Genomic DNA, 12,696 nt, shown 5'->3' on the forward strand with positions numbered 1-12,696 from the left:
CTAGAGCCAGGTCTTGGTATCGTCTGCGACAGCCGTACCTTGAGTCACATGCATAATCATGGCATGGGCAATACTGCCCTTGAACGGAATTTCAGGCAGCTGATCGAATTTAAAGAATCGCGCATCGCTAATTTCTTCTTGCTGTAATTCGATTTCACCCGCGGCATATTCAGCCTTGAAGGCAATCATCAGATTGCTTGGAAACGGCCAGGGCTGGCTAGCCAGATACTGAATATTCTTGAGCTCTAAACCGACTTCTTCCAGCGTTTCACGACGTACTGCCTCTTCCAGCGTTTCGCCAACTTCAACAAAACCGGCAATCAGGCCATACATCTGGCTTTTGGTATTACGCGCGTTTTTGGCCAGCAAAATTTCGTCTTCACCCCGGGTAATGACAGTAATGACACAAGGCTGAACCCGTGGATACTGACGATAATTGCAGGATGGACAGAGCATCGCATGTTCAAGCGGATGTGCTTCGGTGGCCGTACCGCAATGACTACAAAATTTGTGATTCCGGCGCCATTCTAAAAGCTGTACCGCACGGCTGGCCTGTTCGAATTGCTGGGTATTCCAGAACTGTAATAACTGGCGGATGGGTACCAGTTGCAAGCCTGTAGGAATCGGCTCATCGGGAAGCAGGTCACGGGCAATCACTTGATCACCCGTGTGGAGTAACAAATCACTTGCGAGGGCTTCAACCTGTGGAAGCTGAAAATGTTGATCGACCAGCAGTTGCTGCTGCTGAAAAATATAAGCAAGTGATAATTTGGACATTAGGCAACTATTTTGAGTTTTTCACTACTGTCCAATGCTACCTTAAACATAGCCTGTAAAACAGGCTGTTTGTTCTTTAAGTTATCAATCATCATGTCGGCACTTGCCAGAGTATCCAGAGCACGATGAATCTCTTCCGGCGTTAATGCCATTGATAGATCAATACGGTTCTTGATGAATGCTGCAGTGGTGGTGAATGCAGTACGAACATGTTCTGCATTCAGGAACAGCATCGCCCCGCCAATTTCACAGAATTGTACTGGCACAGGTTCGAGTGCAGCCAAGTCCTGATCTTGCAGATAGTTGCTCAGAATCTGGCTGGAAAGCTCGATCAGGGCCTTGGTTTCAGTGAGTAAAGCCGCATGTGCTTCATCCAGGCGGTCCAGAGAAATATTCATGTTGTTGACGCGCAGCTGCAAACGGCTCGAGGTGTGATGACGTTCCAGTACCCCAATCGAGTTCATGGCAGACAGGATCACATTCATCAACTGCTGGGCAAAACCCGGATCTTTCAGGATTTCAGTCTGGCTCAGTGAAGTAGCTTGACGGTTCAGGTCATGATAGGCTTCATTCAGGTTCAATACTTTGAAGATGTTGGCCAGATTATTGAGCTGTGCCTGCAATTCCTGAGTTTTTTCAGGACTCATGTTCTGATAGTTAAACTCGATGTCATTACGAATCTGCGCCATTTCTGTGGTCACCAGTTCGCTAATGGTATGCATGGTTTCAAAGTCTGGACCATACAGGTGGCGACTAAAGACCTGTAACTGCATATCGGTCAGCAGGTCTTCACCAATATTGAGCTGACTGCGGATATGTTGTGCAGTATCATCTTCCTGGCTAATACACAGACTCAGGACATTGGCCAGGTCTGCAAGTGAAGCCTTGAAGCTGTCCGGCGAGCCAAAATATTGTGCCATGTTGCGCTCGATACTCACCAGAGTGCGCAGACGTGGCTCATTAATCAGCAAGTGATCAATATTGCTGAATGCAATGAAAACCAGATTCCAGTACTGTTTGCTGGTGTGCGATTGAGCGAGCCCAGCCAGATAAGCCCCCACCAGTTTAATCGCCTGCAGATCCAGTTCACTTTCTTCCTGCTTAAGCAGCTTGTTCAGGGACAGCTTGTACAGGCGCTGAACATATTTGGATTTTTCCAGACCGGGTGCTTGTGGTAACTGAAAGTCAGGCGTGATCAGATCGAGCAGGGATTCAATATGCTGACCTTCACTGGTGAGCGGTTTACCCAGCGCAATTTCCAGACGGTTCAGGGTGTCGAGCAGGAACTGTGGAATTTTTACTTCACGCAGGCAGATAAATTCGATATAGCGTTTCAGCATGGTGGTGCCTTCACTCAGGGCAATGACGTCCTGCGTATTGACCTGTGCCGGGTTCCCCATAATCTTGCGCATCAGTTCTGCTGAATAATGAGCGACTTTTGCCAGGCTGGACATGTCGATGAGTGCCAGAACCTGGGCACATTGTTCGAACTGATTTAATGCATCATCAATGCCAAAAGGTAAAGTCTGATCTTCTACCAAGGTGCTTACTGCTGATTCGACTAACTTGATCGAGTTATCAACCTCATTTTTTATTATCAGTAAGGCTGTTGGATCAAAATGTATAGAGGTTTGGTAAGACATGGATCTGCACCTTTCCTGAAGTATTATCTATATATGAGCTCCGCTTAAAGCTGCGGAACCTCTTTGTATTTACTATAACTGAAGAACTGTAGTTTTTAACCTAAAGCATGCTCGGAAATGTAGATTTTATTTCGAGAAAAGGCAAGCAGTTCCATGTTTTTCTTCGAATTGTTTGATCCATTTCTCATGTTCCTGCAATTCTTGTTCTGAGGGGAGAATCACCGGCAGTTCAATTTCAACTCTGGCCATGCCTGAACGGTTGTTCTGATCGTCAGAATGAGACAAAGCATCGATATCAAAAGATACCTGTCCACCGGTCATCGCCAGATAAACATCAGACAGGATTTCCGCATCGAGCAAGGCACCGTGGAACGTACGGTCACGCTTTGGAATCTCGTAGCGGCGCACTAAGGCATCCAGCGAGTTTTTCTGCCCCGGATGCTTGGACTTGGCCATTGCCAGGGTATCGGTTACTTCACAAACTTCGGACAGGGCTTTAAAACCTGCCCGTTTGAATTCCATATCCAGGAAGTTCATATCGAAGCTGGCGTTATGCGCGATAATTTCGGCACCGTGCAAATAGTCAAACAATACTTGAGAGATTTCCTCAAATAACGGTTTGTCTTGCAGGAACTCATCGGTAATGCCGTGGACATTGACCGAGTCGCCGACCGGTGTTTTCGGATTGATATAGATATGAATCGAGCTGCCGGTCAGTTTGCGGTTGATCATTTCCAGCGCGCCAACTTCAATAATCCGGTCACCATCCTGATAATAAAAACCGGTGGTTTCGGTATCCAGAATCAATTGTCGCGGGCCATGCAATTGTAAGGTTGCGGGGGTAATCACAATCTGGGGATGTAGTTGCGAACTATTGGCAACGGTTGCATCCACCTCTTGAAGCGCTGGATCACTTTGCTCGGTGTCGGCAACTTCATTCAATTCAATGATTTCTTCTTCCTGCATATCGTCCAGCTCTTCTTCGCTCTCGGCCAGATCCAGACCAAAAGGATCATCTAGCAGCCAGTCGGGTTCAGATTTTTTTTTATCTTCAGATATTGAAGGGCTTTGCTTGGATTTTTTCAGGGTTTCATCGGCGCCCTGATTGGCCAGCTGATCGGCCATTTCATTGCCGGCATGCCCGGCGTGACCCTTGATCCAGTGCCACTCAATCTCTCGTCCCTGACAGACTGCATCCAGTTTTTGCCACAGGTCAGGGTTTTTGACGTCTTTCCAGTTTTTCTTTTTCCAGCCGTGAATCCATTCGGTAATGCCTTGTTTGACATAATTGGAATCGGTATAGATCACCAGCTTATCCTGTTTGTCACAGAACAGAATGCCTTCGATGGCAGCCGTCAGTTCCATGCGGTTATTGGTGGTATGGTCTTCACCGCCACAAATTTTGTGTTCTTGTTGGCCATTAACAATGTACGCACCCCAACCGCCTAAACCCGGGTTGCCGCGACAGGCGCCATCAACATAAAGTGTGATAGTGTGTGACATAGATTAAATCCGATCAAAATAGAACAAGCTGGAAGGCTTATTGTATAGCGCAAATGCAGTCGATCAATCTATATGTCCGGGATTTTTTAATTTCTTGTAACATTTAACGTGAAATCGCGGTAAATTATTGGCTTGAGTCTTCGACATGCTTCACTACAATGGCATATCTAAAAAATAAATTTATATACGAGTTGTTTGGATTTCTTTATGTATAAACCAACCGCAATTTTGTGGCAGCCGACATTACCTACATTTTTAAAATATTCTGTACTGGGAACTGCACTTGCTTCTCTAGGACTGACGGGCTGTTCATCTACACAAAGTGCGACCCAAACAGCATCAAGCAAGCAGGTTGGATCACAATATCTGGATGCCAGCAGTCTGGATGGACTCGAAGATTTACTCTCTGCAACGGATATGCGTGCAGTCGAAGGCGACCGTTTACAGATTCTGAAACATGGTGATGTCTGGAAACGCATGACCGTAGGTTTCAAGATGGACTTAAGTGTCTGGAATCCGCGGATTGATGCCCAGCGCGGCTGGTTTATTTCACGTCAGCCTTATCTGGACCGTTTAAGTGCGCGTGCCTCACGTTATTTATATTACACGGTAAAAGAAGCAGAACGCCGTGGTATGCCGACCGAGCTGGCGCTATTACCGATTATTGAAAGTTCCTATGACCCGGCAGCGACCAGTAGTGCAGCAGCGGCAGGTTTATGGCAGTTTATTCCAAGCACAGGCCGTATTTATGGTTTAAAACAGACCCCTTTATACGACGGTCGTCGTGATGTGGTGGAATCGACTCGTGCAGCCTATGAGTTTTTAGGCAGTTTATATAACCAGTTTGGTTCTTGGGAGCTGGCGCTGGCGTCTTATAATGCCGGCCCGGGACGTATTCAGCAGGCGATTAACCGCAATAAAGCAGCAGGTCTGCCGACCGACTATTGGTCACTCAAATTGCCACAAGAAACCATGAGCTATGTGCCACGTTTCCTGGCAGTTGCACAAATTATTAAAACTCCAGGTCAGTATGGGGTGAGCCTGCCACCAATTGCCAACCGTCCGCATTTCCGTGAAGTGCCTGTAGGCGTGGCCAATTTAAATGAAATTGCAGCCATCACCGGTTTGAGCCGTGCGGAGCTGTATCAATTGAACCCGGGGCATCGTGGTGATCATATTGACCCTACCAGTCCGCGTCGTATTTTGATTCCTGCTGACCTCAGTCCTTCAGTCGATGAAAAGCTGAAAAAACTATCTGGTTCCGGCGGATTATCTGCGAGTAGTGCCAGCAACCTGCCGAAAAGCACCACCACAGTGGTGCCGACCAAAGCTGCGCCTCCCGTATTAAATGCGAAAGCGACTACGCCGGCAAAACAGACTCCACCCGTTCTTGCCAGTACTCGGCCTGCAACGACTGCACCTGTGGTGACAACGGCAAATACAGTGGCACAGACCACGAAAAAGATTTCAACGCCTAGAGGCTCATCTGCCTTGGCCAGTTTTGCTGCCCAAAGTGATTTGCCGATTCCAAGTGCGCCACGTATTCCGGTCGCAGTGACACCGGCAGCGCCAGCGAAACAGATTCAGGTCGAACCACCGATTTCTGCAGCCGAGCGTCAGCAAGTTCAGCAGGTCGTTACCGCGCAGGAAACTAACAAAACTGTGGATGAAGTTCTGCAGCCTGTTGCAACACCGGCAGAACAGGCTCAGGTAGTTGAAGAGCTGAAAGCACTGGCGCCGGCAGGCACAGAAATTGTCGATCCTTATGATGGTAAAATCAAGCTGACGGCTATTCAAACCAGCCTGTCTGTGGCTGAGCAGCAAGGCAAGGAACTTACCAAAGGCTTCTCTTATCCGAAAGAAGTTGCTGACAATACCACAGCGACTTCGATCGAAGCCCAGTTGAACCAGGGTAAAAATTACGTCAAGACTGATTCTGAAGTGGTGGTGGTCGCGCCTAAGGGCAAGCGTAGTACCTATAAGGTTTTACCGGGGGATAATCTGGCACTGATTGCAGCAAAAAATGGGGTGAACTGGCGTGATGTAGCGAAATGGAACCAGATCGATCCAAACTCTACGCTATATGTAGGCACCACGATTTATCTGTATGATGCCAAGCCGGTGCAGGAACAAACCAAAGCCAAAGAAAAGCCGGAATCTTATGTGGTTCAGGCCAATGATTCTCTAACCAGTGTGGCAAGCCAGTTTGGTTTAAGTCTCAAACAGCTGGCTGATTTTAATGGTTTAAGTACCAACAGTGGTTTATTTGTCGGTCAGAAGCTGTCGCTGAAAGAAACGGCTGCATCTAAAGCCAAAGTAGAAGATGCTAAAAAAGCTGAAGCTGCCAAAGTTCAAACCAAATCCTATACAGTCAAGCGCGGTGAATATCTGAAACTGATTGCCGATCGTTATGGACTGTCAAATGCTGAACTGGCGTCATTCACCTCAGGTTTAACTGCGGGTAGCAGTTTGATGGTGGGACAGAAAATCAATGTGCCACTTCAGGAAGTTGAAGCACTGACCGCATCGACCCAAAAGACTGAACAGACATTTGAAAATGTTAAAGTTGATCAGACAGCCACTGAAAATTATCAGGTCAAACGTGGTGAAACCCTGTATAGCATTGCCAGTCAAAGCAAGCTCAGTGTGTCTGAGCTGGCAGCTTTAAATGGTTTTGCTGCCAATAGTGGTTTACGTATAGGCCAGACCATCAAGATTCCGGCCGGCAGTCAGGTGCCTGAAACTTATACAGTTCAATCGGGCGATACCTTGACCGGCATTGCCGCAAAATACAATCTGTCGATGGATCAGGTGGCGAGTCTAAATGCTATTTCTCGTCATGCCGGCCTGCGCGTCGGTCAGCGTTTAAAGCTGACGGGTGAGGCAGCTGAACCCGTGCGTGAGTCTGTGGCGGAAACGGTATCGAAACATGTGAAATCCGATTCGCATGTGGTGAAATCCGGGGAAACTTTAAGTTCTATTGCGCGTCAGTATCATCTTCAGGTCAAGTATCTGGCCGATTTAAATGGCCTGAATGCCAATGGCAACGTCCGTATTGGTCAGCGTTTAAAAATTGTGGGTGATATTCCGACGGATAAAAAAGCAGAAGACGTGAAAGTGGCAGCTAGGCCTGTGTCTTCTAGAGCAACTGAATCTTATAGCGTCAAGTCAGGCGAATCCCTGAATGCGATTGCCAGCCGTTTAGGAATTACGGTCACTGAACTGGCCGAGTTAAATAATCTCAGTCCACGTGCCGGATTGCGTGTCAGTCAAACCATCCAGATTCCAAAACTGGTGACTGATTATAAAGTCAAACGCGGCGATACCTTGATCGGTCTGGCCTCACGTTACGGCATGAACAGCAATCAACTGGCGGAAATGAATGATCTCAAACCGAATACACAATTACGTATTGGGGATGTGATTAAAGTGCCAAACTAATTCATTCATCGTGAGATTTTTTAGTTTATTTGTTTTAAGCATGGTTGTCCCGCTGGTAATGAATACCAGTTGGGCAGCCCTGATCACCACACCTTATATTGCGCTACATAGCCCACCGAAATATAGCCATCTGCAATCCTTACCTTATGCCAATTCGCAAGCCCCCAAAGGTGGTGCACTGATTTTGGCGGCCGATGGCAGCTTTGATAATTTAAATAGCATGAATGGCAAAGGCAATGTCACTGAAGGGATCAACTATATTTTTGACAGTTTGCTGTCGAAATCACTGGATGAGCCCGGGGTGTATTATCCCTTGCTGGCGGAAAAAGTCAGTTTTGACCCCAAGAAAACTACCTTTATCATTTTCCATTTAAATCCGAAAGCGCGCTTTAGCAATGGTCAGCCCGTAACTGCGGAAGATGTCAAATATAGCTTTGAGCTTTATCAGACCCAGTCCAATTTTGGCTTGCAAATGTATCTGGCAGATTTAAATAAGCTGGAAGTACTGTCAGCTTTAAAAATCAAAATGCATTTTAAATCCGGGCATAATCCGGAAATGGCCATGATTGTCGCGCAGATGCCCATTTATTCTAAACGGCAATGGCAAGGGCGTGATTTTAAAGACCTGACGCTGAAACCGATTCTGGGTTCAGGGCCCTATGTGATTGAACGCATAGATCCCGGCCGCAGTATTTCGTATCAGCGCAATCCTCAATACTGGGGAAAAGATCTATTGGTGAATCGCGGTCGTTATAATTTTGACCGGATCCAGTATCGTTATTATCGTAGTCCGGAAATCAAGTTCGAAGCCTTTAAATCGGGCCAATTTACTTTGCATGAGGAAAAACAGGTCAATCGCTGGATCAGGGATTATCAATTTCCTGCGGTTCGGCAAGGACAAGTCAAACGTTATCGTTTTCGGCATCAAAATCCGGTCCCGACCCAGAGTCTGGTCTTTAATACGCGGCGTCAGCCCTTTGCCGATATTCGCTTCCGTCAGGCCTTAAGTTTCGCTTACGATTTTGAATGGCTGAATAAAGCCATGTTCTATGGTGAATATCAACGTCTGAACAGCTTTTTTTCCAATAGCGAGCTGGCTTCTCGTGGACGGCCGAGTGCCCAAGAGCTGCAAATTTTAAAGCCTCATTTGCAGAAGCTTCATCCGGTTCAGCGTCAGGCTGTACTTCAGGACTGGCAATATCCTCAATCCGATGCCTCAGGGTTTAACCGGCAGAATTTATTAAAAGCCCGTCAATTGCTGTTAAAAGCCGGTTATCGTTATCAACAGGGGCAGTTGGTCAATGCTTCCGGTCAAGCGGTCAAGATTGAATTTTTGCTGCATCAGGTGGAACAGCAGCGTCATCTGATGCCTTATTTACGTCATTTAAAACGTTTGGGGATTCAGGCGAATATTCGTATGGTCGAAACCGCGCAGTATTATGAACGGCTACGAAATTACCAGTTTGATATGATTGTCGACAGCATGCCACAGTCCCTGACACCGGGGCAGGAACAAAAACAGTTCTGGAGCAGTCAGGCTGCCAAGCAGGTCGGTAACTATAATTATGCCGGTATTCAGAATCCTGCTATTGATGCGGTGATTAAGCAAGTAATTCAGGCGCAGAACCGGGAGCAGGTGATTGACAGTACCCGAGCTTTAGACCGTTTGCTGCGGGCAGGTTATTATCATATTCCGACTTATGGTACGGGTGAATACTGGTATGCTTACTGGAACATGTATCAGCAGCCCAAGCTTAAACCTAAGCTCTCCGCGGGCATTGACTACTGGTGGGTCGATGCGGCAAAGGCTCAACGTGTGGCCAATTATTTCAAACAACATTAAGCTCCAAGCCTATCAGGGAGTGCCATGAGCACTTATATACTCAAGCGTCTGTTGCTGATGATTCCAACCTTGCTGATCATTTTGCTGATTAACTTTATGGTGATCCAGCTGGCACCGGGTGGGCCGGTGGAACAAGCGATTTATCAGGCACAACAGGTCAATGGCTTGACACATACCGGATTACAGTATCAGGGGCAGCAAGGCCTCACCCCTGAGATGATCGAGCAGATCAATATTCAATATGGTTTTGATCAGCCTGCCCATATCCGCTTTTGGGACATGTTAAGGCGCTATGCCCAGTTTGATCTGGGCACTAGTTTTTTTAAAGACAAGGCTGTGACTGATCTGATCTGGGAAAAACTACCGGTATCGCTGTCTTTAGGTCTGTGGAGTACCTTAATCATCTATCTGGTGTCTATCCCTTTAGGCATCGGCAAAGCCAGAAAACATGGCAGTGTTTTTGATCAGATCACCTCTTTAATGCTGGCGGTGGGCTATGCCATTCCAGCCTTTATTTTTGCGATTTTACTGATTGTATTTTTTGCCGGTGGATCTTTTCTGCAATGGTTTCCCTTACAGGGACTCAGCTCTGAAAATTTTGCCGAACTCTCATTTTTCGGGAAAATTCAGGATTATTTCTGGCATATGGCATTGCCATTGTTGGCCATGGTGCTGGGTGGATTTGCCAGTTTGACTTATCTGGTGAAATTTTCTTTTGTGGAAGAGCTGAGTAAGCAATATGTTCTGGCTGCGCGGGCCAAAGGTCTAAATGAAAATGCAGTGCTATATCGGCATGTGTTTCGAAATGCGATGTTAGTGTTGATCGCAGGTTTGCCAGAAGTATTAATTGGGGTGTTTTTCGTCGGCAACCTGTTTATTGAGATTATATTTAATCTCGATGGTTTAGGTGTTTTGGGTTTTGAGGCGATCATCCAGCGCGACTATCCGGTGATTTTCGGTACTCTGTTTATCTTTACTTTGCTTGGTCTGATATTGCGATTATTAAGCGATTTGCTGTATCAACTGATCGACCCACGGATTCATTTCAGTTCACGTCGGGGATCCTCCTAATGTCGTCCTTGATGCAATTAGGCTGGCAACGCTTTAAGCAGCACAAGCTGGGATTTGGCTGTTTTATTATGTTTGGCCTTATTTTTATCATGTCCTTGGGCGCAGAACTGATTGCCAATGATAAGCCCTTGCTGGTGAAATATGATCATGCAGTGTATTTGCCTATCTTAAAATCTTATCCGGAAACGGCGTTTGGCGGTGTATTTGAAACCGAAGCCGAGTATAAAGATCCTGCCGTTCAACAGTTAATTGCAGAAAAAGGCTGGGCGATCTGGCCAATCATTCCATTTTCATATCAAAGCCCGAATCTGGAACTGGCTGTTCCGGTGCCTTCGCCACCAAGTACACAAAACTGGCTCGGAACAGATGATCAGGGTCGTGATGTGCTGGCGCGGATTCTGTATGGCTTGAGGGTTTCACTCTTATTTGGTTTTGCACTGACTTTATTGTCGGCGGCGATTGGAGTTTTGCTGGGGGCTGTGCAGGGCTATTATGGCGGCTGGATCGACCTGATCGGGCAACGCCTGCTTGAAGTCTGGAGCAGTTTGCCGATGCTGTTTATGGTCATGGTGCTGGTCAGTCTGTTTAGTCCCAATATTTACTGGCTATTTCTGATCATGCTGTTGTTTGGCTGGACCACTCTGGTGAGCATGGTACGGGCTGAATTTCTGCGTGCACGCAATCTGGAATACGTCTGGGCGGCACGAAGTATGGGTGCAGGAGATGGGCGAATCATGTTCAGGCATATATTGCCGAATGTCATCGGTTCAAGTCTGTCACAACTTCCCTTTATGCTGACTGCCAATATTACCGCACTGACGGCTCTGGATTTTTTAGGCTATGGGCTACCACCGGAAACAGCCTCTTTAGGAGAGCTGTTGCTGCAAGCCAAAAATAATTTAAATGCGCCGTGGCTGGCTTTATCAGCTTTCTTTAGTCTGGCCATTGTGCTGAGTTTGCTGATGTATATTGGCGAAGCAGTGCGTGATGCTTTTGATCCAAGACAATAAATCACGAAACTTTTTAATCATCGTAAAAATAAGCAGATGAAAATTGTGTAAATTTGACAAGTTGAATTGTCAATTATCCTGACTTGCGTTATAAACGAATACAAAATAAAAGTAATATCAGGACAGATCATGACCCAATTGGCCGATTCCATTCAAATTCGTCATACCAATTTCAAAAACCGTATTATTAAAGGCGCTATGAGTGAGGCGCTGGCCAATGATGCCGGCCAGCCCAATCAGGCACATTTCAAGTTGTATGAAGCCTGGGCCAAAGGTGGACTGGGCTGTGCCATTACTGGCAATGTCATGGTGGACTTTCGTGCCAAAAATGAGCCGGGCGTGGTGGTGGTAGAAACCGAGCGTGATCTGGAGCAGCTTAAAGTCTGGGCGGAAGTGGGCAAGCAGCAGGGTATGGTACAGTTGGTGCAGTTATCACATCCGGGTCGTCAGTGTCCCAAAGGCTTAAATAAAGAAACAGTTGCGCCGTCGGCCGTACCTTTTAGTCCGGCATTGGCCGTCAGCTTCGGCACACCACGTGCGCTGACTGAAACTGAAATTCTGGAGATTATCCAGCGTTTTGCCACTTCAGCGCAAATTTGTGAAAAGGCCGGTTTTGAAGGCGTCCAGTTGCATGGGGCACATGGTTATCTGATTAGCCAGTTTCTGTCACCGCTGACCAATAAGCGTCAGGATCAATGGGGTGGCAGTATTGAAAACCGTACCCGTTTTCTGCTGGAAACCTATCAGGCTGTCCGTGCTGCAAGCTCAGAAAATTTCATTATTTCAGTCAAACTGAATTCCGCTGACTTTCAGCGCGGTGGTATGAGTGAAGAAGATGTGATCTATGTCTTTAAGGCGATGGATGCAGCCGGGATTGATATCATTGAAGTATCCGGCGGTAGTTATGAAGCGCCTGCCATGGCTGGTGTAAAAGAAGACAAACGCAAAGCTTCAACCATTGCCCGTGAAGCCTATTTCCTCGATTTTGCCGAAAAGATCCGTCAGGAAGTCAATTGCAATATCATGGTGACCGGTGGCTTTAGAACCGTCGACGGCATGAATGCTGCACTCGACAGTGGTGCGTGTGATTTTGTTGGCATCGCCCGACCTTTTGCGGTAGAGCCGGATCTGGGTGATCGTTTGATTGCAGGGCAAGATGTACGTTATGCGGTTGAGAAAATTAAAACCGGTATTCCGCTGGTTGACAAAATGGCGATTATGGAAATTATCTGGTATGCCGCGCAGTTTAAGGAAATTGCCAAAGGCAAACAGCCGAATCCAAAACTGTCACCGTTAAAAGTCTTTTTGAACTACCTCAAAGGCAATGTTAAAGCCGTAATTAAAGGGCAGTTGAATTCACGTAAATCGGCTTAAATTTATCATCTAAGCATAAAAAAACCGGGCAATT

Annotated in this window: 8 protein-coding genes; 5 read left to right on the forward strand and 3 right to left on the reverse strand. The window is 46.8% G+C overall.

What is annotated here, in order from left to right; all coding sequences use genetic code 11:
* From nudC to dnaQ, 3 genes are all read right to left on the reverse strand, one after another.
* Complete coding sequence (gene nudC, locus FTT75_RS04190) at window positions 1-777, reverse strand: NAD(+) diphosphatase (RefSeq protein WP_100357231.1); 777 nt, start codon at window positions 775-777, stop codon at window positions 1-3.
* Window positions 777-2,420: a chemotaxis protein gene (locus FTT75_RS04195; protein ID WP_180185937.1), complete on the reverse strand. Its 1,644-nt coding sequence runs from the start codon at window positions 2,418-2,420 to the stop codon at window positions 777-779. Before FTT75_RS04195 ends, nudC begins: the two co-directional genes overlap by 1 nt.
* Before the next feature lie 126 nt (window positions 2,421-2,546).
* A complete protein-coding gene (dnaQ, locus tag FTT75_RS04200) occupies window positions 2,547-3,923 on the reverse strand; it encodes a DNA polymerase III subunit epsilon (RefSeq protein WP_180185938.1) in 1,377 nt (458 codons plus the stop codon).
* A 207-nt stretch (window positions 3,924-4,130) separates the two neighbouring features.
* Between dnaQ and FTT75_RS04205 the strand changes: the two genes are divergently transcribed.
* The 5 genes from FTT75_RS04205 to FTT75_RS04225 all read left to right on the forward strand — a co-directional run bounded on the left by FTT75_RS04205 (window position 4,131) and on the right by FTT75_RS04225 (window position 12,662).
* On the forward strand, window positions 4,131-7,364 hold the full coding sequence (locus FTT75_RS04205; protein ID WP_180185939.1) for a LysM peptidoglycan-binding domain-containing protein: 3,234 nt from the start codon (window positions 4,131-4,133) through the stop codon (window positions 7,362-7,364).
* A 40-nt stretch (window positions 7,365-7,404) separates the two neighbouring features.
* On the forward strand, window positions 7,405-9,207 hold the full coding sequence (locus FTT75_RS04210) for an extracellular solute-binding protein (protein ID WP_180185940.1): 1,803 nt from the start codon (window positions 7,405-7,407) through the stop codon (window positions 9,205-9,207).
* Between the two features lie 24 nt (window positions 9,208-9,231).
* Window positions 9,232-10,278 carry an ABC transporter permease subunit gene (locus FTT75_RS04215; protein WP_005096376.1) on the forward strand — a complete coding sequence of 349 codons (1,047 nt, stop codon included), beginning with the start codon at window positions 9,232-9,234 and terminating at the stop codon, window positions 10,276-10,278.
* The gene (locus tag FTT75_RS04220; protein ID WP_180185941.1) at window positions 10,278-11,288 is read left to right on the forward strand and encodes an ABC transporter permease; all 1,011 of its coding nucleotides are present in this window, start codon (window positions 10,278-10,280) and stop codon (window positions 11,286-11,288) included. The genes FTT75_RS04215 and FTT75_RS04220 overlap by 1 nt, the downstream gene beginning before the upstream one ends.
* Before the next feature lie 129 nt (window positions 11,289-11,417).
* A complete protein-coding gene (locus FTT75_RS04225) occupies window positions 11,418-12,662 on the forward strand; it encodes an NADH:flavin oxidoreductase/NADH oxidase family protein (RefSeq protein ID WP_100328777.1) in 1,245 nt (414 codons plus the stop codon).
* Window positions 12,663-12,696 lie beyond the last annotated feature (34 nt).

This window comes from Acinetobacter sp. YH01008, from assembly GCF_013420435.1.
In the GTDB taxonomy this organism is placed as follows: domain Bacteria; phylum Pseudomonadota; class Gammaproteobacteria; order Pseudomonadales; family Moraxellaceae; genus Acinetobacter; species Acinetobacter pseudolwoffii.